Raw genomic sequence first — 23,099 nt, forward strand, 5'->3', positions numbered from 1 at the left:
CTCGCCGCCCGACAGGCTGGTGGTCTCCCGGTCCAGACTCAGATAGCCGAGCCCGATGCCCACCAGCCGCTCAAGCCGCTCGCGGGCGGCCGCGGCGATCGGCGTCGCGACCGGATCGTCGATCCGGCCCAGCACCTCCACCAGGTCGGCGACCTCCATCCGGGTCAGTTCGGCGATGGAGTAACCGGCCACCCGGGTCGCACGGGCCGCCTCGTTGAGCCTGGCGCCCCCGCACCGCGCACACACGCGCTGCACGGTGAACCGGGCCGTGGCCTCCCGGCGGCGCTCGGAGAGCCCCGCGGTGTCCCGCTTGATGAAGAGCCGCTCGAAGCGGCGGACCACTCCCTCGACACCGTCGGCCGGTTCGCCGTACAGCAGGGTCCCGCGCTCGTCCTCGGTGTACGCACCGAGCGGCTTGTCCGGGTCGAACCGGCCGGACCGCGCGTACAGCTTCCACTCCCAGTTGCCCACCGCGAGTCCGGGCAGCAGCAGCGCGCCCCCGTCGAGCGACTTCGACCAGTCGACGGCTCGGCCGATGTCCAGCTCCACCACCTTGCCGATCCCGTCACAGCCGGGGCACATCCCCGCCGGGTCGTTGAACGAGTACGCACCGGCCGGGCCCGCGCTCGGCGTGCCGCAGCGGGAGAACAGCACCCGGATCGCCGCGTAGATGTCCGTCATCGTGCCCACCGTGGAGCGGACGTTGCCGCCGAGCGGCTTCTGGTCCACCACGATCGCGACCGCGAGGGCGTCGATGGTGTCGACCTGCGGCCGCTCGTGCTTGGGCAGCCGGTTACGGAGGAACGAGCCGAAGGTCTCGCCCAGTTGGCGCTGCGACTCCACGGCGACCGTGTCGAAGACGAGCGACGACTTGCCGGACCCCGAGACGCCGGTGAAGGCGGTGATCCGGTCCTTCGGGATGGTGAGGGAGACGTCCTGGAGATTGTTCTCGCGGGCGCCCGCGATCACGATGTTCTGAGCCATACGACCGAAGCTAACCGGGAAACCAGACACCTTCTGTCCGGTTTCCCGGCTCGTCACCGCTCCGGCTGTCGCTACTCCAGGGTCTCGGGCGTGGTGTCGCGCAGCTCGCCGTCGAGCAGCAGCCAGCGGGTGACGCCGATGGACTTCAGGAACGGCACGTCATGGCTGGCCACGATCAGCGCGCCCGCGTACGAGTCCAGCGCGGCCGTCAGCCGGGCGGCGCTCGCCATGTCCAGGTTGTTGGTCGGCTCGTCCAGCATCAGCAGCTGCGGCGGCGGCTCGGCGAGCAGCAGCGCGGCGAGCGAGGCACGGAACCGCTCCCCGCCCGACAGCGTGCCGGCCAACTGGTCCGCCCGGGCGCCCTTGAACAGGAAGTGCGCGAGACGTGCCCTGATCCGGTTGTTGGTCGCCGTGGGGGCGAGCAGCGCCACGTTCTCGGCGATCGTCAGCTCCCCGTCCAGGATGTCGAGACGCTGCGGCAGGAAGCGCAGCGGTACGTGCGCGACCACCTCGCCCGAGGCCGCCGCCAGCTCGCCCGCGATGCTCCGCAGCAGCGTGGTCTTGCCGGAACCGTTGGCCCCGACCAGCGCGATCCGCTCGGGGCCGCGCAGTTCGAGTTCACCGGCCACCCGCGCCCCGTGCCGCAGCTCCAGCTCGCGCAGGGTGAGCACGGTCCTGCCCGGAGGGACGGCGGTGCGGGGAAGCTCGATACGGATCTCCTCGTCCTCCCTGACAGCGTCCGCCGCCTCGTCCAGCCGCTCCCGCGCGCCGGCCAGCCGCTCCTCGTGCAGGACGCGGTGCTTGCCCGCCGACTCCTGGGCGGTGCGTTTTCGCGCGTTCATCACGGCCCGCGGTTCACGCTTCTGCTCGTACATCTTCTGGCCGTACCGCACGCGCTTGGCCAACTTGAGCTGAGCTTCGGCCAGTTCGCGCTTCTGCCGGCGCAGATCCGTCTCGGCGACCCGCACCATCCGGGCCGCCGCGTCCTGTTCGACGGCCAGCGCTTCCTCGTAGGCGGTGAAGTTCCCGCCGTACCAGGAGACTTCACCGTCGCGCAGATCGGCGATCTGGTCGACCAGTTCGAGCAGGGCACGGTCGTGGCTGACCACGACCAGTACTCCGGTCCAGGACTCGACGGCCGCGTAGAGCCGCCGTCGCGCCCGCAGATCGAGGTTGTTGGTCGGCTCGTCGAGCAGCAGCACATCGGGCCTGGCCAGCAACAGCGCGGCCAGTCTGAGCAGGACGCACTCACCGCCGGACACCTCGCCGATGGTGCGGTCGAGTCCGATGTGGAGGAGCCCGAGCTGGTCGAGGGTGGCACGCGCCCGCTCCTCGACGTCCCAGTCGTCACCGACGGCGGTGAAGTGCTCCTCCCGCGCGTCACCCGCCTCGATGGCGTGCAGCGCGCCGCGGATCCGGGCGATGCCCAGCGCCTCGTCCACCCGCAGGGCGGTGTCGAGGACGACGGTCTGCGGCAGGTACCCCACCTCGCCGGCGGTGCGGATCCGCCCGCCGGTCGGGGTGAGTTCACCGGCGATCAGTCGCAACAGGGTTGATTTCCCTGACCCGTTGAGGCCGATGAGCCCGGTCCTGCCGGGGCCGACGGCGAGCTGGAATCCGGCGAGGACTCCGGTCCCGTCGGGCCAGTCGAAGGAGAGGTCGGTACAGGTGATGTGCGTAGCGGAAGTAGACATGCGGGTCTCCGGCTGCTGAGCGGGGCATCAGGGCAACGGATGGAGACACCGGGCGTTCCCGGTACGGCAGGACGGGCTCAACTGCCGAGGTCACACACGAAACACGCACAGCGCGGCACGCTGTGCGGACGGTGTCTCAGGACCTCAGTAGCTCAACGTCCTACTCCGATCGGGCGACTGCGGGAACGCCACCGACGGTAGGAGAGGACGGGCGACGACGTCAACGCGTTTTTTCACGCGTGACGCGTCACGTTGTCACGCGCCGCGTCTCACGCGTCGCGCAGCAGCTCCGCCAGATCGTGGTCCAGGTCCAGATAGAGGTGCTCGTCGCCGACCGGCACCAGTCCCTGCACCCGTGCCAGGAAACGCCGCAGCTCGTTGGTGCGCAGATGCACCATCGCCGTGCCCTCCGGCGCCCGGAACTCCACGACGGTACGGCCGTAGCCGAACGGCCGTACCCGCACATCGCCCTCACCGGCCGGCTCGGAGACACCGGTGGTCAGCAGCTCACGGGAGAACTCCCAGGTGACTTCGGTGCCTTCGAGCGTCGCCGGCGGCGGGAACGCCATCCGCACCGCGAACGGGTCCTGCCGGTCGTACAGCAGCGTCGCGGGGACGGTCTCCGGGCTCGGGGCGGACGCGACCACGCGGGCCTGCACGGCCTGTTCGATGACAGGTGACATGGCCTGTTCCCTCCGACGGATCGGATTTACGGGCCCGGCGGCCCTCCGCTTACCCATGAGGACGCCGGAACGGTCCATTCCGTGCTCAAGAAGGGTGGTGAGCTGTATCACCGTGCGCGGGTCTGGTCAGTCCTCGCCACAGGGTCCCGAGTGGTCGCAGTACGGCTGGAGGTCGCTGGCGGCGCAGCCGCAGAGTACCGCCCGGGTCTCCGCGCGGGTCCCCTCGGCCGACTCGACGCGCAGATCGCCCCGTACGACCAGCTGTCCCGCGGGGGAGTGGACGACGGTGGTCGGCCGGTCGGGCGCCTCGCCGGCGCCGTCGGCGGTCCGGTACTGGAGCGCGCCGGACGGACAGCGCCGTACGACCTCGGCCACCTGTTCGGCGGCGGCGCCGTCGGGCCGCACCCAGGGGCGGGCGGCCGTGTCGAAGACCTCGGGCAGCCCTCGCACGCACTCGGCGGCGTGCAGACAGCGCCGGGTCTCGAAGGAGACCGAGATCCGCTCACCCGCATACTCCTTGGCCGCCGGACGCCCCTCAGTCATCGTGAATCCCGTCTCTTCTCGTGTGTCACCTGACCCTCACCCTAAGCTGGCGCGCCGTGACGACCACCGGTACTCCCTCGTTCTCCTCGCCCGGCTCCGAGGACGAGGCGCGCGCCGTCCAGGACGAACTGCGCGGCCGGGTCGTCCTCGACGAGCCGGGACCTCCGGCCGGTACGGGCCTGGTCACCGGGGTCGACGTGGCGTACGACGACGAGCGCGACGTGGTCGCGGCAGCGGCCGTCGTGCTCGAAGCGGCGACGCTCACCGTGGTCGCCGAGGCCACCGCCGTCGGCCGGGTCACCTTCCCCTACGTGCCGGGGCTGCTGGCCTTCCGGGAGATCCCGACCGTCCTCGCCGCGCTCGAAGCGCTGCCGGGCGACCCCGGCCTGATCGTCTGCGACGGCTACGGCCGCGCCCACCCGCGCCGCTTCGGGCTCGCCAGCCACCTCGGTGTGCTCACCGGGCACCCGGTGATCGGCGTCGCCAAGAACCCGTTCACCTTCCGCTACGAGCAACCGGGCCAGGACCGTGGCGCCTTCTCGCCACTGCGCGCGGACGACGGCGAGGAGGTGGGCCGCGCGCTGCGCACCCAGCGGGGCGTCAAGCCGGTCTTCGTCTCGGTCGGCCACCGCGTGTCGCTGGACACGGCCTGCGCCCATACGCTGCGGCTGGCCCCGGAGTTCCGCCTGCCGGAGTCCACCCGCAGGGCGGACGCCCTGTGCCGGGCCGCGCTGCGCGAAGCCACGGCCTGAGCCGCGCCGCCGCGCCGAATCTGCGGCACAATCGAAGACCGGTGAGAAACTAAGCGCTTGCTTGTTCTGTGGGCCGCCGGGGCTTGTGCGCGGCGGACCGCGTTCTTAGCATCGTCAGTGTTACATCAGTTGTGTCACAGTCTCGGGAGAACGATGGCAGCGACAGGAAACGGCCCGCTGACCGGCGTGCGCGTGGTCGAGCTGGCCGGCATCGGGCCCGGCCCGTTCGCCGCCATGCACCTCGGTGACCTCGGCGCCGACGTGGTGCGGGTCGACCGCCCCGGCGGCGCGGGGCTCGGCATCGACCCGCCGTATGACCTCACCAACCGCAACAAGCGCTCCGTGCTGATCGACCTCAAGTCGGAGTCGGGCCCCGCCCGGGTGCTGGACCTGGTCGCCCGCGCCGATGTGCTCATCGAGGGCTACCGCCCCGGCGTCGCCGAACGGCTCGGCATCGGACCCGACGCGTGCCTCGCCCGCAACCCCCGGCTGGTGTACGGCCGGATGACCGGCTGGGGCCAGGAAGGGCCGCTCGCCGAGCGGGCGGGACACGACCTCACCTATCTCGCGCTCGCCGGACCGCTCTCCATGATCGGCAAGGCCGACGAGCCGCCCGCCATCCCGGCCAACCTCGTCGGGGACTACGCGGGCGGCGCCCTCTACCTCGTCATCGGCGTACTCGCCGCGCTCCAGCACGCCCGTACACCCGACGGCACAGGACAGGTCGTGGACGCCGCCATCGTGGACGGCGCCGCCCATCTGACGACCATGATCCACGGCATGATGGCGGCCGGCGGCTGGCGGGACGAGCGCGGTGCCAACCTCCTCGACGGCGCCAGCCCGTTCTACGGCTCCTACGAGACGGCCGACGGCGGGTACATGGCGGTCGGCGCCCTGGAGAAGCGGTTCTACGACGAGTTCGTCGAACTGCTGGGCATCAAGGACCAGGTCCCGGCGCGCAACGACTTCGCGCGCTGGGACGAGCTGCGGACCGCCGTCGCTGACCGGTTCAGGACCAGGACCCGGCAGGAGTGGACCGAGGTCTTCGACGGGTCCGACGCCTGCGTCGCCCCCGTACTGACGCTGCGTGAGGCGCCCGCGCATCCGCATCTCGCCGCCCGTGGCACCTTCACCCGGCACGCCGGGATCACCCAGCCCGCACCCGCGCCCCGCTTCTCCGCCACCCCCGGATCCGTGCGCACAGGGCCCGCGCTGCCCGGAGCCGACACCGCAGAGGTGGCGCGCGACTGGGACGTACCGGGCATCAACGAGGACAAGCCCGCCGACCAGGACAAGGACGTCCACTGATGGAGATCTCCCTTCCGCTGGAGTACGCGGGTGACCCCCGCACCGCCTGCGACCAGGCCGTGGCCCTGGAGGCGGCGGGACTCGACGCCGTCTGGGTCGCCGAGGCGTACGGCTTCGACTCACCGACGCTCATGGGCTACCTCGCCGCCCGCACCGAGCGCATGAAGATCGGCGCCGCGATCCTCAACGTCTACTCACGCACCCCCGCGCTGATCGCGCAGACCGGCGCTGGACTCGACGCGGTCTCCGGCGGCCGGGCGATGATCGGCCTCGGCGCCTCCGGGCCCCAGGTCGTCGAGGGCTGGCACGGCAAGCCGTACGACAAGCCCCTCGGCCGCACCCGCGAGACCGTCGACCTCTGCCGGCGCATCTGGCGCCGCGAGACCATCGACCACCACGGCATCACGGACATGCCGCTGCCCCCGGAGAAGGGCGGCAAGCTGGGCAAGCCGCTCAAGTTCCTCGGCAAGCCGCTGCGCCGGGAGATCCCGCTGTACGTCGCCGCGCTCGGCCCCGCCAACGTGGAGATGACCGCGGAGATCGCCGACGGCTGGCTGCCGCACCTCTTCGTCCCGGAGAAGGCGCGGCAGGTCTGGGGCGGGCCGCTCGCCAGGGGCGCCGCCAAGCGTGACCCGGCGCGCGGACCGCTGCGGACCGTCGCGGGCGGACTGCTCGCCATCGGCGACGACGCGGCCCGCTACCGGGACCTCGCCCGCCCGCTGATCGCGCTGTACGTCGGCGGGATGGGCGCCCCCGGCAAGAACTTCTACAACGACCTCGCCGTCGCCTACGGATACGAGAAGGAGGCGGCGAAGATCCAGGAGCTCTACCTCGGCGGCAACAAGCGCGACGCCGAGGCGGCCGTCCCCGCCGAGTTCTGCGAGCTGATGACGCTGTGCGGGCCCGAGGGGTACGTACGCGACCGCGTCGAGGCGTTCCGCGAGGCGGGCGTCACGATGCTCAACGTCGTCCCCACCGGGTCCGATCCGGTCAAGCTGGTCGAGACCGTCAAGAGCTGGCTCTGAGCAGCCGCACACCGTGACCCGCACACCGCATCTTCGAAAGGCAGCTGTCGTGAGTACCGAAGCGTTCGTCTACGACGCGATCCGCACCCCCCGAGGCCGGGGCAAGGCCAACGGCGCCCTGCACGGCACCAAGCCGATCGATCTGGTCGTGGGGCTCATCCACGAGATGCGCGCCCGGTTCCCCGGACTCGACCCGGCGGCCGTCGACGACATCGTGCTCGGTGTGGTGAGCCCGCTCGGCGACCAGGGCTCGGACATCGCCCGGATCGCCGCCATCGCCGCGGGACTGCCCGACAGCGTCGCCGGCGTACAGGAGAACCGCTTCTGCGCGTCAGGCCTTGAGGCCGTCAACCTGGCGGCGGCCAAGGTCCGTTCCGGCTGGGAGGACCTGATCCTGGCCGGCGGCGTCGAGTCGATGTCCCGGGTGCCGATGGGCTCCGACGGCGGTGCCTGGGCGATGGACCCGATGACCAGCTTCGACACCGGCTTCGCCCCGCAGGGCATCGGCGCCGACCTGATCGCCACCATCGGCGGCTTCACCCGGCGTGACGTGGACGAGTTCGCCGCGCTGTCCCAGGAGCGGGCGGCGACGGCCTGGAAGGACGGCCGCTTCGCCCGGTCCGTCGTACCGGTCACCGACCGCAACGGCCTGACCGTCCTCGACCACGACGAGCACATGCGGCCCGGCACCACCGCCGACTCGCTGGCCGGCCTCAAGCCGTCCTTCGCCACCATCGGTGACGTGGGCGGGTTCGACGCGGTCGCGCTGCAGAAGTACCACTGGGTCGAGAAGATCGACCATGTCCACCACGCGGGCAACTCCTCCGGCATCGTGGACGGCGCCGCGCTCGTCGCCGTCGGCTCCAAGGAGATCGGCGAGCGGTACGGCATGACACCGCGCGCCCGGATCGTCTCGGCCGCCGTTTCGGGATCCGAGCCGACCATCATGCTGACCGGACCGGCCCCCGCCACCCGCAAGGCGCTCGCCAAGGCCGGGCTGACCATCGGTGACATCGACCTGATCGAGATGAACGAGGCGTTCGCCGCCGTCGTCCTGCGCTTCGCCGCCGACATGGACGTCTCCGTCGACAAGATCAACGTCAACGGCGGCGCCATCGCGCTCGGCCACCCCCTCGGCGCCACCGGCGCGATGATCCTCGGCACCCTCGTCGACGAACTGGAGCGGCAGGACAAGCGGTACGGACTCGCCACGCTCTGCATCGGCGGCGGCATGGGCGTCGCCACCGTCGTCGAGCGCGTCTGACCCCGGCCAGCCCCTCCCCACCCCCGATACGGAGCAGCAGCATGAGCGAGTCCACCACCATCCGCTGGGAACAGGACGGGACCGGCGTCGTCACCCTCGTCATCGACGACCCACGGCAGTCGGCCAACACCATGAACGAGGCGTTCCGCAGGTCCGTGACGGCGGTCGCCGACCGCGCCGAGGCCGAGCGGGACACCATCCGCGGCATCATCGTCACCTCGGCGAAGAAGACGTTCTTCGCGGGCGGCGACCTCAAGGACATGATCAAGGTCGGGCCCGGCGACGCCCAGCGGGTCTTCGACAGCAGCATGGCGATCAAGCGCGCCCTGCGCCGCATCGAGACCCTGGGCAAGCCGGTGGTCGCCGCTATCAACGGCGCGGCGCTCGGCGGCGGTTACGAGATCGCCCTCGCCTGCCACCACCGCGTCGCGCTGGACGCCCCCGGGTCGAAGATCGGCTTGCCCGAGGTCACGCTCGGCCTGCTGCCCGCCGGCGGCGGAGTCACCCGTACGGTCCGGCTGATGGGCATCGCCGACGCGCTGCTCAAGGTGCTGCTGCAAGGCACCCAGTACTCCCCGGCGCGCGCCCTGGAGCACGGGCTGATCCACGAGGTCGCGGCCACCCACGACGACATGCTCGCCAAGGCCCGCGCCTTCATCGACGCCCACCCCGAGTCGTCCCAGCCCTGGGACGCGAAGGGGTACCGGATCCCCGGCGGCACCCCGGCCAGCCCGCGCTTCGCCGCCAATCTGCCCGCCTTCCCCGCCAACTTGAAGAAGCAGACCGGCGGGGCGCCCTACCCGGCGCCGCGCAACATCCTCGCCGCGGCGGTCGAGGGCTCGCAGGTCGACTTCGAGACGGCGCAGACCGTCGAGTCCCGGTACTTCACCGAGCTGGTCACGGGTCAGACCGCGAAGAACATGATCCAGGCATTCTTCTTCGACCTCCAGGCCGTCAACTCCGGGGCGAGCAGGCCGCAGGGCGTCGCCAAGCGCGAGATCCGCAAGGTCGCCGTCCTCGGCGCCGGGATGATGGGCGCGGGCATCGCGTACTCCTGCGCCAGGGCAGGCCTCGACGTCGTCCTCAAGGACGTCTCGCGGGAAGCCGCCGACCAGGGCAAGGCGTATGCGGAGAAGGTCCTCGCCAAGGCGGTCGGCCGGGGCCGTACGACAGAGGCGGAGCGCGACCAGGTGCTCGCCCGGATCACCCCCACCGCCGAACCCGCCGACCTCGCGGGCTGCGAAGCGGTGATCGAGGCGGTCTTCGAGGACGTGTCGCTCAAGCACAAGGTGTTCCAGGAGATCCAGGAGATCGTCGAGCCGGACGCGCTGCTCTGTTCCAACACCTCGACCCTGCCCATCACCACGCTCGCCGACGGGGTGACCCGCCCCGCCGACTTCATCGGGCTGCACTTCTTCTCACCCGTCGACAAGATGCCGCTGGTCGAGATCATCAAGGGTGAGCGGACCGGCGACGAAGCGCTGGCGCGCGCCTTCGACCTGGTGCGGCTGATCAGGAAGACGCCGATCGTCGTCAACGACTCACGCGGCTTCTTCACCTCACGCGTCATCGGCCAGTTCATCAACGAAGGCGTCGCGATGATCGGCGAGGGCGTCGAACCCGCCTCGGTCGAGGCGGCGGCCGCCCAGGCGGGCTATCCCGCCAAGGTGCTGTCCCTGATGGACGAGCTGACGCTGACCCTGCCGCGCAAGATCAGGGCCGAGGCGCGGCGCGCCGTCGAGGAGGCGGGCGGCAGCTGGACCGCGCACCCGGCTGACACCGTCATCGACCGGATGGTCGACGAGTTCGGCCGCACGGGACGCAGCGGCGGCGCCGGGTTCTACGAGTACGGCGAGGACGGCGCCAGGACCCGGCTCTGGCCGGGGCTGCGTGAGCACTTCACGAAGCCGGAAGCGGATGTGCCGTTCGCCGACATGCGGGAGCGGATGCTGTTCTCCGAGGCGATCGACACCGTGCGCTGTCTGGAGGAGGGCGTGCTCACGTCGGTGGCCGACGCCAACATCGGCTCCGTCATGGGCATCGGCTTCCCCGCGTGGACCGGCGGCGTCCTGCAGTACATCAACGGCTACGAGGGCGGCCCCGCCGGCTTCGTCGGGCGCGCCCGCGAGCTGGCCGAGCGGTACGGCGAGCGGTTCGAGCCGCCCGCGCTGCTCGTCAGCAAGGCGGAGAAGGGCGAGACGTTCACCGACGCGTGAGCCGGCGCCGCACGTGAGCCACCTGGGCCCCGCAGGACGTGGCGGGCCGCGCTCCCCGGCTTATTCGGCCGGGAGCGCGGCCCGCAGCTCGTCCTTGAGCGAGCGCCGGAACGCGGTCACCAGCGCCTGCGCCACCAGCGGCCGCACATGGCCCGACAGCGAACGCATCGCCGCCACCTGCTCGGGGTCCTGCTCCCGCTCCGTGTACGGCCCCCACACCTCGTCCCGGAACAGCCGGGACAGCTCGTGCGCCACCGCGCGGGTGTGCTCCAGCAGGACGGTACGGGCCGCGAGGATCGTCTCGTGGGCGAGCGGCAGCTCCAGCAGCTCGACACCGAGCCGCAGCAGTCCCGGATCGAGCCGGTAGCCGCCGGCGTCGTCGGCCCGTTCCAGCACCCCCATCGCGGCGAGCCGGTCGATGTCCTGCTCGGTCAGCGCCCGCCCGGCCCGCCGTTCCAGCTCGGCCCTGTCCGCCTCCTCGGCGGAGTCCGGCGCCCAGGAGGCCACGAGAGCGCGGTGGATGGCGAGGTCATGGGCGCTCAGATCGGGCGGCAGCTGCTGGAGGTAGCGCTCGATCGCCGCGAGGGTCATGCCCTGGTGCTGCAGTTCCTCGATGAGCGCGAGACGCGAGAGATGGTCCCTGCCGTACTGCCCCACCCGGCGCGGACCGAGCACCGGCGGCGGCAGCAGTCCACGGGTGCTGTAGAAGCGGACGGTACGCACGCTGACCCCGGCCCGCGCCGCGAGCTGGTCGACGGTGAGCGTGACCTCGGCACCGGTCGTCATACGCCGCCTTCCGTCGCTGTCTCCGGTGCAACAGTATTGCTGTCGCACCGGCACTGCGAAAGCCGCAGCGGGCCGCTCCCGCGATCAGGCGGAGGCGCGGCGCACCAGTGTGGTGGGCATGATCACCGACTCCTGCTCAGGGGCGGGCGCGCCGTCCGGCGACCGGTCGAAGCCGCCCAGCAGCAGCCGCGCCATCAGCCTGCCCTGCCCCTCCACGTCCTGCTGGACGGTGGTCAGCGGCGGATCGGTGTTCTCGGCCACGGAATCCATGTCGTCGAAGCCGACGAGGGCCACATCCCCGGGCACCGTGCGGCCGTGCTCCTTGAGCACCCGCAGCGCGCCCGAGGCCATCAGGTCGTTGCCCGCGAACACCGCGTCGAGGTCGGGACACCGCTCCAGCAGCTCCGTCATCGCCCGGACACCGCTCTCCGCGGTGAAGGCGCCCTCGACGACCAGCGCGGGATCGGCGTCCGGCAGCACGTCGCGGTACCCGTCGAGCCGGTCGGTGGCCGACGTCTGGTCGCGCGGGCCCGCGATGTGCGCGATCCGGCGCCTGCCGATGTCCCGCAGATACCGGACCGCGGCCCGCGCACCGCCCCGGTTGTCGGCGTCCACGTACGGCACCGCCTGCTGCTCGGGCGCCACCGTCCACACCGGCCGGCCGCCGTAGACGGTCGGCAGCCCGGCCCGCCGGGTGATCGCCGGGATCTGGTCGTCGGTGTGCAGCGAGAACGCGAGCGCGCCGTCCACGTGGCCGCCCGTCAGATAGCGGGCGATCCGCCCGTGGTCGCCCGGACCCTCGACCAGCAGCAGTACCAACTGGGTGTCGTGCAGGGTCAGTTCCTTGCTGATACCGCGGATCTGCTGGAAGAAGAACGGGTCCGAGAAGATCCGTATCTCCGGCTCGGGAATGATCACGGCGACCGCGCCGGTGCGCCGGGTGACCAGCGTGCGGGCCGCGTGGTTCGGCACGTACCCCAGCTCGTCGACCGCCTCGCGCACCTTCTCCACCAGCGACTGACGCACACCCGTGCTGCCGTTGACGACCCGCGAGGCGGTGGCCCGTGAGACACCGGCACGCGCGGCCACGGCTTCCAGCGTGGGGCGGTCCCCGGGGGACGAATCGGTCAAGGCGTGCGCTCCTCGGCAGCGAACTGACACATTGAACCGTTACACCCTATCCGCTGCCGGTCCGCCGACGGAGAGCGCTTTCTCCGCCGGGGGTCCGGCCGCTCAGAAGGTCAGCCCGTCCGTCGCCAGCCTGGCGGCGTCCTCGGCGCAGCCCCAGGCCACCGTGACACCGGCGCCGCCGTGCCCGTAGTTGTGCACCAGCCGTCCGCCGCCCGGCAGTTGTACGACATCGAGCCGCACCTGGGGCCTGGCGGGCCGCAGCCCGACCCGGTGGTCCAGCACCCGAGCGGTGGCGAGCCCGGGATGGACCCGCGCGCAGCGCGCCACGATCGCCGCCGCCTCCGCCGGGTCGGTCTCCAGGTCCCAGGAGTGCTCGGTCGCCGTACCGCCGAGCAGCACCCCGTACGGCTGCGGCATCACGTACGTCATGTCGGTCGAGTCGGGGTCCGTCGCCACGAACCACTCGTCGACGCCCGGGTTCTCGACCACCACCACCTGACCCCGCACCGGGAACACCGAGGCGTCGGGGGCCAGTTCGCGGGCACCGAGCCCGGTGCAGTCCACCACCACCCGCGCCTCGGCGGCCGGCTCGTCGAAGCCCGTGGCCGACCGTACATCGACGGTGCCGCGGGCGAGCCGCAACCGCGCCTTCAGATAGCGCAGATACACCGGCATGTCGATCAACGGAACGGCGGCCCGCACCCCTTGGGCGAAGCCCTGGGGCAACTCGTCCTGGCGCGCCTCCCGCAGCCCCGGCACCCGGGACGCCCAGGCGCCGAGGTCGCTCAGAGGCGTGTTGGCCATCAGCCCCTCGACCACCCGGACCCCGGTCGCCGCCGGATTCTCCGCGAGCCGCTCGTAGCGCGAGAGGGATCTCTCCAGCCAGGTCCCGACCAGCTGCGCGGGCTCGATCCGGTACGGCCAGAAGAGGGCACCGGCCGTCGCCGATGTCGTCCGGCCCACCGGATCGCGCGTCCACAGGCCGACCCGCAGGCCGTCCTCCGCCAGTACCACCGCGGTCGTCAGCCCGATGACTCCACCGCCGACCACGATCACATCACTGCTGGTCATGGTCGGACCGTAGCGGAATCCGGCCCGACACGCGGCATTTCGCCCCGGGGACAGGCCCGGGTACCCCGCGGCGGACGGCTCGCCCGGCCGCCCAGCTCCCGCGCCCCGGCCCGGCGATAGGATCAGTCCCCTGATGACTGCCACGCTCGTAGCCAAGGATCTCGCCGCAGGACACGGCGACCGCTCGCTCTTCACCGGGCTCGACCTCGTCGTGGCCCCCGGTGACGTGATCGGACTCGTCGGTGCCAACGGGGCGGGCAAGTCGACCCTGCTCCGGCTGCTCGCCGGACTCGACTCGCCCGAGAGCGGGGAGCTGCGGCTCTCCCCGCCCACCGCCTCCGTGGGCCATCTCCCGCAGGAGCCCGAGCGGCGGGACGGCGAGACCGTACGGGACTTCCTGGCCCGCAGGACCGGCGTCAGCGCGGCGCAGGCCGCCCTGGACGCGGCCACCCAGGCGCTCGTGGACGCGGCGCCGGGCGCCGACGACGCGTACGCCGTCGGTCTGGAGCGCTGGCTCGCGCTGGGCGGCGCCGACCTCGACGAACGCGCCGATGAGGTCGCCGCGTCGCTCGGTCTGACCGTCGGGCTCGACCAGCCCATGACCACCCTCTCCGGCGGTCAGGCGGCCCGCGCCAGCCTCGCCTCGCTGCTCCTCTCCCGCTACGACGTCTTCCTGCTGGACGAGCCGACCAACGACCTCGACCTGGACGGACTCGAGCGGCTCGAACGGTTTGTGAGCGGGCTGCGCGCGGGGACGGTCGTGGTCAGCCACGACCGCGAGTTCCTGGTGCGCACCGTCACCAAGGTGCTCGAACTCGACCTGGCCCAGCAGAAGATCACCCTGTTCGGCGGCGGCTACGAGGCGTATCTCGAAGAGCGGGAGACCGCGCGGCGGCACGCCCGCGAGGAGTTCGACGAGTACGCGGACAGGAAGTCGTCCCTCGAAGCCCGTGGCCAGATGCAGCGCGCCTGGATGGACAAGGGCGTCAAGAACGCCCGCCGCAAGGCCACCGACAACGACAAGATCGGCCGCAAACTCCGCACCGAGTCCACCGAGAAGCAGGCGGCCAAGGCGCGCCAGACGCAGCGGATGATCGAACGGCTCGACGTGGTCGAGGAGCCGCGCAAGGAGTGGGAACTGCGGATGGAGATCGCAGCCGCCGACCGCTCGGGCGCCGTGGTCGCGACGCTGCGGGACGCCGAAGTGCGGCGCGGCGGCTTCCAGTTCGGCCCGGTGTCGCTCCAGATCGACCGCGCCGACCGGGTCGCCATCACCGGTGCCAACGGCGCCGGCAAGTCCACGCTGCTCGCGGCCCTGCTGGGCCGGCTGCCGCTGGACGAAGGCCACGCCACCCTCGGCGCGGGCGTGGTGGTGGGCGAGGTCGACCAGGCCCGCGCGCTGTTCCACGGACCGCAGAGCCTGCTGGACGCGTTCCGCGCCGCGGTGCCGGACACCGAACCCGCCGAGATCCGCACCCTGCTGGCGAAGTTCGGGCTGAAGGCCGGTCATCTGTCGCGTCCCGCGACGACGCTGTCACCGGGGGAGCGGACCAGGGCGGCGCTCGCGCTGCTCCAGGGCCGGGGCGTCAATCTGCTGGTGCTGGACGAGCCGACCAACCATCTCGACCTGCCAGCCATCGAGCAGCTGGAGTCGGCGCTCGACTCCTACGGCGGCACGCTGCTGCTGGTGACCCACGACCGCCGGATGCTGGACGCCGTCAGTACGACGCGCCGGCTGGTCGTGTCAGCGGGAAAGGTGCACGAGGAATAGCCGGGGCGCGAAGAACAGGCGGGGTGCGTGACCACGCACCCCGCCTGTTCCCGCTGTTACGCCGAAGAGCTGCGTTCCCGCCCGTCAGAGAGTGGCGGCGACAATGGCGACGAACGCCACCGCCAGCACCACGGCGACGATTCCGAGCACCATTCCGGCGGTCGCGGAACCGCGGTTGTCGGCCTGGCCCTGTGCGGCCCTGCGGCGGCCTGCGACACCGAGGCAGATGGCGACGATTCCCAGCGGCAGCGCGGCGATCCAGTACCAGGAAAGCACCAGACCGATGATTCCCAGCACCAGGGAAGCCGTGCCCATGCCGTTGTGCGTGGTGCCGGGGGTGGCACCGGCCCGCATATGACCCGTTCCGGACGTAGAGAGGTTCGACATCAGATCCTCTTTTCGTGTTGGTCTTTTCCGGCTACCCCCGGCTCCCGCCGCTACTCGTCCGCTGCTTGTGCACGACGCCGGGCTCAGCGGCCCTTCGGGTCGACAAGTCCCGCCTTGCGCAAGGCGTCGGCCATCGCGCTGTTCCCGGGAGCCGGCGCCGGAGCCGACCGCCGTCCCTGGCCTTGCCCCTGACCCTGACCCTGGCCCTGTCCCTGGCCGGCTGCCTTGCGCCGGGGGCCGCCGCCGGAGCGCTGCCGCGGCGCCCGGTCCCGACCGGCGTCGCCGGACTCCGTGCCCGAACCGCCCGCCGCTTCGTCGTCCAGACGCAGCGTCAGTGAGATCCGCTTGCGCGGGATGTCGATGTCCAGCACCTTCACCCGCACCACGTCGCCCGACTTCACCACGTCACGCGGGTCCTTGACGAACGTCCTCGACATGGCCGACACATGGACAAGACCGTCCTGATGGACGCCGATGTCGACGAACGCCCCGAACGCGGCGACGTTCGTCACGACGCCCTCCAGGATCATCCCCGACTCCAGGTCGCTCAGCTTCTCGACGCCGTCCTTGAACGTGGCCGTCTTGAACGCCGGCCGCGGGTCGCGGCCCGGCTTCTCCAGCTCGCGCAGGATGTCCGTGACCGTCGGGAGCCCGAAGGAGTCGTTCACGAAGTCCGCCGGGCGCAGCGAGCGCAGCACCGTCGAGTTGCCCATGAGCGCGGCGACCTCCGCACCGGTGGTCTTCGCCATGGAGCGCACGACCGGGTACGCCTCGGGGTGCACGCTGGACGCGTCCAGCGGGTCGTCGCCGTCGCGCACCCGCAGGAAGCCCGCGCACTGTTCGTACGCCTTGGGGCCGAGCCTCGCCACGTCCTTGAGCGCCTTGCGGGAGCGGAACGGGCCGTTCGCGTCGCGGTGCGCCACGATGTTCTCCGCGAGCCCGGCGCCGATGCCGGAGACCCGGGAGAGCAGCGGCGCCGACGCCGTGTTCACGTCGACCCCCACGCCGTTCACGCAGTCCTCCACGACCGCGTCGAGCGAGCGGGAGAGCTTCACCTCGGACAGGTCGTGCTGGTACTGGCCGACACCGATCGACTTGGGGTCGATCTTCACCAGCTCGGCGAGCGGGTCCTGGAGCCGGCGCGCGATGGAGACGGCGCCCCTGATCGACACGTCGAGGTCGGGCAGCTCCTGCGATGCGAAGGCCGACGCCGAGTACACCGAGGCGCCCGCCTCGGAGACCATCACCTTGGTGAGCTTCAACTCGGGGTGCTTGGCGATGAGTTCACCGGCGAGCTTGTCGGTCTCGCGGGACGCTGTGCCGTTCCCGATGGCGATCAGATCGACCGAGTGCTGCTTCGCGAGCCGGGCGAGGGCCGCCAGCGACTCGTCCCACCGGTTGGCCGGGACATGCGGGTGGATGGTGTCGATGGCGACGACCTTGCCCGTCGCGTCCACGACGGCGACCTTCACACCGGTACGGAACCCGGGGTCGAGGCCGAGCGTCGCGCGGGTGCCGGCGGGCGCGGCCAGCAGCAGGTCGCGGAGGTTGGAGGCGAAGACCCGCACCGCCTCGTCCTCGGCCGCCGTGCGCAGCCGCAGCCGCAGATCGATCCCGAGATGGACCAGGATCCGGGTCCGCCAGGCCCAGCGCACGGTGTCGCCGAGCCACTTGTCGCCGGGCCTGCCCCGGTCGTTGACCTGGAAGCGCCGGGCGATCATGTTCTCGTACAGGGAGGGTCCCGGCTGGTCCGACGGCTCCTCGGGCTCCAGCGTCAGATCGAGGACGTCCTCCTTCTCGCCGCGGAACATGGCCAGGACGCGGTGCGAGGGCAGCGCGGTGAAGGCCTCGGCGAAGTCGAAGTAGTCGGCGAACTTCGCGCCGGGCTCCTCCTTGCCGTCCCTGACCTTCGCCACGAGCCTGCCCTTGGACCACATCCGCTCGCGCAGCTCGCCGATGAGGTCGGGGTCCTCGGAGAAGCGCTCGGTGAGGATGGCGCGCGCGCCCTCCAGGGCCGCCGCCGGGTCCGCCACACCCTTCTCGGCATCCACGAAAGAGGCGGCAGCGGTCAGGGGATCCACCGACGGGTCGCTCAACAGCCCTTCGGCCAGCGGCTCAAGACCCGCCTCACGGGCGATCTGCGCCTTCGTACGCCGCTTGGGCTTGAAGGGCAGATAGATGTCCTCCAGGCGCGCCTTGGTGTCCGCGGCGCGGATCTGCGCCTCCAGGGCGGCGTCGAGCTTGCCCTGCTCCCGTACGGATTCGAGGACGGCCGTGCGCCGCTCCTCCAACTCCCGCAGATAGCGCAGCCGCTCCTCAAGGGTGCGCAGCTGCGCGTCGTCGAGCGTCTCCGTCGCTTCCTTGCGGTAGCGCGCGATGAACGGCACGGTCGATCCGCCGTCGAGCAGCTCGACGGCCGCCCGCACCTGCCGCTCCCGTACGCCGAGTTCCTCGGCGATCCTGCCTTCGATGGACGTCGTCACTTCACGCTCCGCTTTTCTGTCCGTTCCGCGGTCTGCATTGTGGCAGGTGGCTGTGACATCGCCCGTCGCGACGGGCGCGCGGACGGGCGACACGAGCCGGTTCATCCTGGCGGGGACCAGCCGAAGCGCGGTTCGCGGCGCTCCAGGAAGGCGGCGACGCCCTCGGCGGTTTCGCCGCTGACCCGCGCCTGCCGGGCCCAGTGCGCCGCCCGGTCGGTCCTGCCCGAGACGAACTCCTTGGCCGCCGCCTGGGTCAGCTGCGAGCGCGAGACGAGCGTACGGGCGAACTCGGCCACCCGCTTGTCCAGTTCGCCCGCGGGCAGCGCCTCGTCGACGAGCCCGGTGCGCAGGGCGCGGTCCGTGTCGATCAACTCGGCGGAGAACAGCAGGTGTTTGGTGGCCGCCGGGCCCACCAGCTCGGTCAGCCGCCGGGTGGAGGACGGCGGGTAGACGATTCCCAGTCGCGCGGGGGTGACCCCGAACACGGCGCCCTCGTCGGCGAACCGCAGATCGCACGCCACGGCCAGCTGGCAGCCGCCGCCCACGCAGTGGCCGCGTACGGCGGCCAGCGCCGGCTTGGGGAAGCCGGTCAGCGCCTCTTCCGCCCGAACGGCCAGGGACTGCGGATCCTCGCCGGGCTCCCGCAGCGACGAGATGTCGGCGCCCGCGCAGAAGGTGCCGCCCGCGCCGGTCAGTACCAGCACCCGGACGGCGGGGTCCGCCGTGAGCCGCGCGAGCAGCGGCGGCAGCTCACGCCACATCCCGGCGGTCATCGCGTTGCGCTTGGCCGGGTGGTGGATCACCACGGTCGCGACGCCGTCCGCGACGGTGAGCAGCAGCTGGGGCTCCATGGACCGGATGGTATCGGGCACCGAAGACGCCGGCGAAGCGACAACCGAAGATCAGGACCGGTCGCAAGACGCCGTCCCACGTGCCCGTTCGGTCATATCGCGTCGATACCCGCTGACTTCTGTTCAGTAGCCGGGGGCGGACCGGATCTTTCCCAAGACTCGGTGACCGAGGACAGCGCCGGTCCGCCGGCGGGCCGAGCCGAGGGTGGGTGCCGCAGTATGGAGAGCCGCGCGAGTGTTCCGGCCCCGCCGCCGGTGTACGAGGGGGTCTGGCGGTTCACCGCACCGGCCGTGGAGGTGTCGGTGCCCCAGGCCCGGCACGCGGTACGCGACCTGCTGAGGCGTCAGGCGGCCGAGGCCCCCGACGATCTCGTCCAGGGCGTCCTGCTGATCGTCTCCGAGCTGGTCACCAACGCCGTACGGCACGCGGCCCTGCTCTCGCCCGAGGTCGGCGTCGAGGTCGCCATCGGCGCCGGCTGGATCCGGATCGCCGTCGAGGACAACCACCCGTACCGGCCCAAGGCGCTGGAGCGGGACTACGCGCAGACCAGCGGGCGCGGGCTGCTGCTGGTCAGGGAGATCACCGCCGAGGCCGGCGGCAGCTGCGATGTCGAGCACACCGCCGGCGGCGGGAAGATCGTCTGGGCGGCGCTGCCGCTCACCAGCCCCCGGCGGGCCCCGTCAGCTCCCTGATCGCCGGACGCGCAGTGTCCAGCACGGTCATGAACCAGGCGGAGAACGTCGCTTCGGCGTGCAGCTCGGTCAGCTCGGCCGGGGTGACGAACGCCGTGTCGTCGATCTCGTCGGGGTCGGGCCGCAGCGAGGACTGCGCGAGACCCACGAACAGATGGTTGAACTCCTGCTCCACCAGGCCCGACTTCGGGTCGGGGTGGTTGTAGCGCACCGTGCCGGCCTCGGCGAGCAGCGTGGGCGAGATGCCCAGCTCCTCGTGGGTGCGGCGGGCGGCCGCCGCGAACGGCGCCTCGTCCGGGTACGGGTGCCCGCAGCAGGTGTTCGACCAGACGCCGGGGGAGTGGTACTTGCTCAGCGCCCTGCGCTGGATCAGCAGCCTGCCCTGCTCGTCGAAGAGGAAGACGGAGAAGGCGCGGTGCAGCTTCCCCGGTGGCTGATGCGCGGAGAGCTTCTCGGCCGTACCGATGGTGTTGCCGTCTTCGTCGACCAGCTCCAGCATGATCGGTTCTTGTACGCCGTTCGACGAGCTGTTCGCCGCAGCAGTGACTGGTGTGGTCGGCATAACCATCCTTCGCTTCGGGCCTCGGCCCCCAAGTCTGCCGTACAAAAGCCCCGTGTCCGCACTTCGGGGGCGTGGGCATGTCCGTTCCCACAATTACCCGCCGGGACACCGCCACAGGGCCGGCCCGCCGGTGCACGGAGGTGTGGCGACGGCGCGCGCACCACTGGTGTACCACCGGCGCCGCGCCCCGTCAGGGGCAGAGTCCCGCCTCGTGCTCGGCATGGCCACCCGGCTCCAGCTGGAAGGTGCAGTGCTCGACATCGAAGTGATGACCGAGACAGCCCTGCAGGTCATGGAGCATCTTCTCGTGGCCCACCGCGTCCAGCGCGTCCTGGTCCACCACCACATGCGCGGAGAGCACCGGCATGCCGGACGTGATGGTCCAGGCGTGGAGGTCGTGCACGTCCGCCACTCCGGGCAGGGACAGCATATGCGCCCGCACCTCGCCCATGTCCACGTCCTTGGGCGCCGCCTCCAGCAGCACGTTGAGCGTCTCGCGCAGCAGCTTCACCGTGCGCGGGACGATCATCAGCCCGATCAGCAGGGAGGCGATCGGGTCGGCGGTCTGCCAGCCGGTGGTCAGGATCACCGAGGCGGAGACCAGCACGGTCAGTGAGCCGAGGGTGTCGGCCAGCACCTCCAGATACGCGCCGCGCACATTGAGGCTCTCCTTCTGGCCGCGCATCAGCAGCGAGAGCGAGATCACATTGGCGACCATGCCGATCAGCGCGAAGACGATCGCGAGACCGCCCCGGGTGTCCGGCGGCGTGATGAAGCGCTCGACCGCCTCGTAGACCAGATAGCCGCCGACGCCGAGCAGCAGCAGACAGTTGGCGAGCGCGGCGAGGATCTCGGCGCGCGCGTAGCCGAAGGTCCGGCTGTCGTCGGCGGGCCTCGCGGCGAAGTGGATGGCGAGCAGGCCCATCCCGAGCCCGACCGCGTCGGTCGCCATATGGGCGGCGTCGGCGATGAGGGCGAGCGAGTCGGCGGCGAGACCACCGATGATCTCGATCACCATCACGGACAGCGTGATGCCGAGCGCGATCCGCAGCCGGCCCTTGTAGGCGGCGGCCGCCGTGCCCGTCGGCACGCTCCCGTGGCTGTGTCCGTGGTCGTGCCCTGCCCCCATGAGGACACCTCCCGCTGGTCGGACGAACTGCCGGACCCCGTCAGTGAACTACGGGTGGGGGGTATCCGGCAACACGGGACTGAACACCGTTGTCATTCCGTCTGACCTGCGGAAATGACCGCAGGTCAGCGCCCTTTCAAGATCATCCGACCGGGGCCGCCGGATGGCGCAGCCGCCACCCTTCCCAGGCGGACCCGACCATGTCGCGCATCGAGCGCTTCGCCGTCCAGCCCAGCTCCCGCGTGATGAGATCCACCGAGGCGACGGCCCGCGCCGCGTCGCCGGCACGGCGCGGCCCGACCTCGGGTGTGAGCCCGTGACCGGTGACATCGGCCACCAGATCGGCCAGCTCACGCACCGATACGCCCCGGCCGCGGCCGATGTTGAGGGTCAGGTCCCCGGGCTGCCGCTGTCCGGCCAGCCGCCGGGCGACCGACAGATGCGCGTCGGCCAGATCGGCGACATGGATGTAGTCGCGTACGCAGGTGCCGTCCGGCGTCGGATAGTCGGCGCCGAAGATCAGCGGGGCCTCGCCCCGGGTGATCCGGTCGAAGTACATCGGGATGATGTTGAACACGCCCGTGTCGGACAGCTCGGGCGAAGCGGCGCCCGCCACGTTGAAGTACCGCAGACAGGCGGTGGCCAGGGAGTGCGCCTGCCCGGTGGCCCGGACCAGCCACTCGCCGGCCAGCTTCGTCTCGCCGTACGGACTGATCGGCGCCGCCGGGGTCTGCTCGGTGATCAGCTCCACGTCCGGCACCCCGTACACGGCCGCCGAGGACGAGAACAGGAAGCGGCCGACGCCGCCCGCCACCACCGCTTCGAGCAGCACCGTCAGCCCGTGCAGATTCTCCCGGTAGTACCGGAGCGGCTGCTCGACGGACTCGCCCACCTGCTTCTTCCCGGCCAGATGCACCACACCGGTGACCGCGTGGGCGGCCAGCGTCCGGTCGACCAGGCCCCGGTCCAGCAGCGATCCCTCGACCAGCTCGATCTCCTTCGGCAGCCGCTCGGGGACCCCCGTCGACAGGTCGTCGAGGACGACGACCCGCTCGCCCGCCTCGGCCATCGACCGCGCCACATGTGCCCCGATATAACCCGCTCCGCCTGTGATCAGCCACGTCATGCGGTCACCCTAACCGGCCGGTGCGCGGCGGCCGGGTGGCCGGTTTGGCGGTGGGGTGCCGGTGGACGATGATGATCACCGGCCGGGGCCCGGCGGGATCGGATCGGAGCGTCCTGGGCGTAAACGGCCGGTGAACTCCGGCTGGCGTTCATCCGATAGCCTCTGCCGACGTGCCGCCGCCCCGGACACACCGGGTCACGAAGCCGCGCACCCAGCCCTGTCAGTGCCAAGGAGTGAGTTCGTCTGTCGACCGCCATTCTCACAGGTACGCCGGTGCCCGGATCGCCGCTCGAAGGCCATCTGCGGTCCCTGGGATTCGACGTCCGCAACGCGTCGGACGCCGCCGAAGCGGGGCAGCTCGCCGCCGCGGCCCCGGCCGGTGAGCGGATCGCGCTCGTCGACCCGCGCTTCGTCGGCCATGTGCACACACTGCGCCTCGCGCTGACCGACCCCCGGTTCCCCGCCGTCGCCGTGCCCGGAGCGCTCACCGCCAAGCCGGAGGCCAGGGCCGCGCTGCTGCGCGCCGTCGGCGCCGCCGGCGTCCCTGCCGGAGCCACCGTCCCGGCCCCGGCAGGACCCGCGCTCGCCGGCCAGCTCACCCGGCAGGCGCCGCTGACCGACCTCGTCGCCGACGCCGTCG

General features: G+C 71.6%; 19 protein-coding genes and 2 pseudogenes. 8 read left to right on the forward strand and 13 right to left on the reverse strand.

Annotation, left to right across the window (positions count from 1 at the left end; genetic code table 11):
• From HY68_RS45470 to HY68_RS26135, 4 genes and pseudogenes are all read right to left on the reverse strand, one after another.
• Positions 1 to 984, reverse strand: a pseudogene (locus tag HY68_RS45470) (excinuclease ABC subunit UvrA); the annotation flags it as partial.
• A 71-nt stretch (positions 985 to 1,055) separates the two neighbouring features.
• Entirely contained in the window at positions 1,056 to 2,678 is a 1,623-nt protein-coding gene (locus HY68_RS26125; protein WP_041993073.1) for an ATP-binding cassette domain-containing protein, read from the reverse strand.
• A 269-nt stretch (positions 2,679 to 2,947) separates the two neighbouring features.
• Positions 2,948 to 3,361, reverse strand: coding sequence for an SsgA family sporulation/cell division regulator (locus tag HY68_RS26130; protein WP_041993076.1), 414 nt, complete (start codon positions 3,359 to 3,361; stop codon positions 2,948 to 2,950).
• A 126-nt stretch (positions 3,362 to 3,487) separates the two neighbouring features.
• A complete protein-coding gene (locus HY68_RS26135; protein WP_041993079.1) occupies positions 3,488 to 3,904 on the reverse strand; it encodes a (4Fe-4S)-binding protein in 417 nt (138 codons plus the stop codon).
• Positions 3,905 to 3,960: 56 nt separating this feature from the next.
• Here HY68_RS26135 and HY68_RS26140 point away from each other — a divergent pair, with 56 nt between their 5' ends.
• The 5 genes from HY68_RS26140 (at position 3,961) to HY68_RS26160 (ending at position 10,469) form a co-directional block, all read left to right on the forward strand.
• Positions 3,961 to 4,656: an endonuclease V gene (locus HY68_RS26140; RefSeq protein WP_041993082.1), complete on the forward strand. Its 696-nt coding sequence runs from the start codon at positions 3,961 to 3,963 to the stop codon at positions 4,654 to 4,656.
• A 153-nt stretch (positions 4,657 to 4,809) separates the two neighbouring features.
• Positions 4,810 to 5,964, forward strand: a complete 1,155-nt coding sequence (locus HY68_RS26145; RefSeq protein ID WP_078863787.1) for a CaiB/BaiF CoA-transferase family protein — start codon at positions 4,810 to 4,812, stop codon at positions 5,962 to 5,964.
• Entirely contained in the window at positions 5,964 to 6,989 is a 1,026-nt protein-coding gene (locus HY68_RS26150) for an LLM class F420-dependent oxidoreductase (protein WP_041993088.1), read from the forward strand. Before HY68_RS26145 ends, HY68_RS26150 begins: the two co-directional genes overlap by 1 nt.
• Positions 6,990 to 7,038: 49 nt before the next feature.
• Positions 7,039 to 8,253, forward strand: coding sequence for an acetyl-CoA C-acetyltransferase (locus HY68_RS26155; protein ID WP_041993091.1), 1,215 nt, complete (start codon positions 7,039 to 7,041; stop codon positions 8,251 to 8,253).
• Between the two features lie 41 nt (positions 8,254 to 8,294).
• On the forward strand, positions 8,295 to 10,469 hold the full coding sequence (locus tag HY68_RS26160) for a 3-hydroxyacyl-CoA dehydrogenase NAD-binding domain-containing protein (RefSeq protein ID WP_041993094.1): 2,175 nt from the start codon (positions 8,295 to 8,297) through the stop codon (positions 10,467 to 10,469).
• Positions 10,470 to 10,529: 60 nt separating this feature from the next.
• Here HY68_RS26160 and HY68_RS26165 read toward each other — a convergent pair whose 3' ends face one another.
• The 3 genes from HY68_RS26165 to HY68_RS26175 all read right to left on the reverse strand — a co-directional run bounded on the left by HY68_RS26165 (position 10,530) and on the right by HY68_RS26175 (position 13,457).
• Positions 10,530 to 11,255, reverse strand: a complete 726-nt coding sequence (locus tag HY68_RS26165) for a MerR family transcriptional regulator (protein WP_041993096.1) — start codon at positions 11,253 to 11,255, stop codon at positions 10,530 to 10,532.
• A gap of 84 nt (positions 11,256 to 11,339) precedes the next feature.
• Positions 11,340 to 12,386: a LacI family DNA-binding transcriptional regulator gene (locus HY68_RS26170; protein ID WP_041993099.1), complete on the reverse strand. Its 1,047-nt coding sequence runs from the start codon at positions 12,384 to 12,386 to the stop codon at positions 11,340 to 11,342.
• Positions 12,387 to 12,488: 102 nt separating this feature from the next.
• A complete protein-coding gene (locus HY68_RS26175; RefSeq protein WP_041993103.1) occupies positions 12,489 to 13,457 on the reverse strand; it encodes an FAD-dependent oxidoreductase in 969 nt (322 codons plus the stop codon).
• Positions 13,458 to 13,590: 133 nt separating this feature from the next.
• On the opposite strand from HY68_RS26175, the gene HY68_RS26180 reads away from it, so the two are divergent.
• Positions 13,591 to 15,228 carry an ABC-F family ATP-binding cassette domain-containing protein gene (locus tag HY68_RS26180; RefSeq protein WP_041993106.1) on the forward strand — a complete coding sequence of 546 codons (1,638 nt, stop codon included), beginning with the start codon at positions 13,591 to 13,593 and terminating at the stop codon, positions 15,226 to 15,228.
• Between the two features lie 84 nt (positions 15,229 to 15,312).
• Here the strand turns inward: HY68_RS26180 and HY68_RS26185 are convergent, their stop codons facing one another.
• From HY68_RS26185 to HY68_RS26195, 3 genes are all read right to left on the reverse strand, one after another.
• Positions 15,313 to 15,615 (reverse strand): DUF4190 domain-containing protein, encoded by a 303-nt coding sequence (locus tag HY68_RS26185; RefSeq protein WP_078863788.1) that lies wholly within the window; start codon positions 15,613 to 15,615, stop codon positions 15,313 to 15,315.
• Positions 15,616 to 15,698: 83 nt separating this feature from the next.
• Positions 15,699 to 18,098, reverse strand: coding sequence for a Tex family protein (locus tag HY68_RS26190; protein WP_041993109.1), 2,400 nt, complete (start codon positions 18,096 to 18,098; stop codon positions 15,699 to 15,701).
• A 101-nt stretch (positions 18,099 to 18,199) separates the two neighbouring features.
• A complete protein-coding gene (locus tag HY68_RS26195; protein ID WP_041993111.1) occupies positions 18,200 to 18,949 on the reverse strand; it encodes an enoyl-CoA hydratase/isomerase family protein in 750 nt (249 codons plus the stop codon).
• Positions 18,950 to 19,168: 219 nt separating this feature from the next.
• Here HY68_RS26195 and HY68_RS26200 point away from each other — a divergent pair, with 219 nt between their 5' ends.
• Positions 19,169 to 19,642: an ATP-binding protein gene (locus HY68_RS26200; protein WP_041993117.1), complete on the forward strand. Its 474-nt coding sequence runs from the start codon at positions 19,169 to 19,171 to the stop codon at positions 19,640 to 19,642.
• On the opposite strand, the gene idi is transcribed toward HY68_RS26200, so the two are convergent.
• From idi to galE, 3 genes are all read right to left on the reverse strand, one after another.
• Positions 19,608 to 20,204, reverse strand: a complete 597-nt coding sequence (gene idi, locus HY68_RS26205; RefSeq protein WP_041993120.1) for an isopentenyl-diphosphate Delta-isomerase — start codon at positions 20,202 to 20,204, stop codon at positions 19,608 to 19,610. The genes HY68_RS26200 and idi overlap by 35 nt on opposite strands.
• A 190-nt stretch (positions 20,205 to 20,394) precedes the next feature.
• On the reverse strand, positions 20,395 to 21,333 hold the full coding sequence (locus HY68_RS26210) for a cation diffusion facilitator family transporter (RefSeq protein WP_041993122.1): 939 nt from the start codon (positions 21,331 to 21,333) through the stop codon (positions 20,395 to 20,397).
• Between the two features lie 142 nt (positions 21,334 to 21,475).
• Positions 21,476 to 22,459, reverse strand: a complete 984-nt coding sequence (gene galE / locus HY68_RS26215; RefSeq protein ID WP_041993125.1) for a UDP-glucose 4-epimerase GalE — start codon at positions 22,457 to 22,459, stop codon at positions 21,476 to 21,478.
• A 243-nt stretch (positions 22,460 to 22,702) separates the two neighbouring features.
• Between galE and HY68_RS26220 the strand changes: the two are divergent.
• Positions 22,703 to 23,099, forward strand: a pseudogene (locus HY68_RS26220) (CDP-alcohol phosphatidyltransferase family protein); the annotation flags it as partial.

This window comes from Streptomyces sp. AcH 505 (genome assembly GCF_000818175.1).
Lineage (GTDB): Bacteria > Actinomycetota > Actinomycetes > Streptomycetales > Streptomycetaceae > Streptomyces.

Excerpts from the sequence above, each read along its gene's own strand:
- HY68_RS26210 (WP_041993122.1), bottom strand. The coding sequence starts at position 21,333 with ATGGGGGCAGGGCACGACCACGGACACAGCCACGGGAGCGTGCCGACG.
- HY68_RS26145 (WP_078863787.1), top strand. The coding sequence starts at position 4,810 with ATGGCAGCGACAGGAAACGGCCCGCTGACCGGCGTGCGCGTGGTCGAG.
- HY68_RS26165 (WP_041993096.1), bottom strand. The coding sequence starts at position 11,255 with ATGACGACCGGTGCCGAGGTCACGCTCACCGTCGACCAGCTCGCGGCG.
- HY68_RS26200 (WP_041993117.1), top strand. The coding sequence starts at position 19,169 with ATGGAGAGCCGCGCGAGTGTTCCGGCCCCGCCGCCGGTGTACGAGGGG.
- HY68_RS26135 (WP_041993079.1), bottom strand. The coding sequence starts at position 3,904 with ATGACTGAGGGGCGTCCGGCGGCCAAGGAGTATGCGGGTGAGCGGATC.
- HY68_RS26175 (WP_041993103.1), bottom strand. The coding sequence starts at position 13,457 with ATGACCAGCAGTGATGTGATCGTGGTCGGCGGTGGAGTCATCGGGCTG.
- HY68_RS26160 (WP_041993094.1), top strand. The coding sequence starts at position 8,295 with ATGAGCGAGTCCACCACCATCCGCTGGGAACAGGACGGGACCGGCGTC.
- HY68_RS26150 (WP_041993088.1), top strand. The coding sequence starts at position 5,964 with ATGGAGATCTCCCTTCCGCTGGAGTACGCGGGTGACCCCCGCACCGCC.
- HY68_RS26195 (WP_041993111.1), bottom strand. The coding sequence starts at position 18,949 with ATGGAGCCCCAGCTGCTGCTCACCGTCGCGGACGGCGTCGCGACCGTG.
- HY68_RS26185 (WP_078863788.1), bottom strand. The coding sequence starts at position 15,615 with ATGTCGAACCTCTCTACGTCCGGAACGGGTCATATGCGGGCCGGTGCC.
- HY68_RS26180 (WP_041993106.1), top strand. The coding sequence starts at position 13,591 with ATGACTGCCACGCTCGTAGCCAAGGATCTCGCCGCAGGACACGGCGAC.
- HY68_RS26125 (WP_041993073.1), bottom strand. The coding sequence starts at position 2,678 with ATGTCTACTTCCGCTACGCACATCACCTGTACCGACCTCTCCTTCGAC.
- idi (WP_041993120.1), bottom strand. The coding sequence starts at position 20,204 with ATGCCGACCACACCAGTCACTGCTGCGGCGAACAGCTCGTCGAACGGC.
- galE (WP_041993125.1), bottom strand. The coding sequence starts at position 22,459 with ATGACGTGGCTGATCACAGGCGGAGCGGGTTATATCGGGGCACATGTG.
- HY68_RS26130 (WP_041993076.1), bottom strand. The coding sequence starts at position 3,361 with ATGTCACCTGTCATCGAACAGGCCGTGCAGGCCCGCGTGGTCGCGTCC.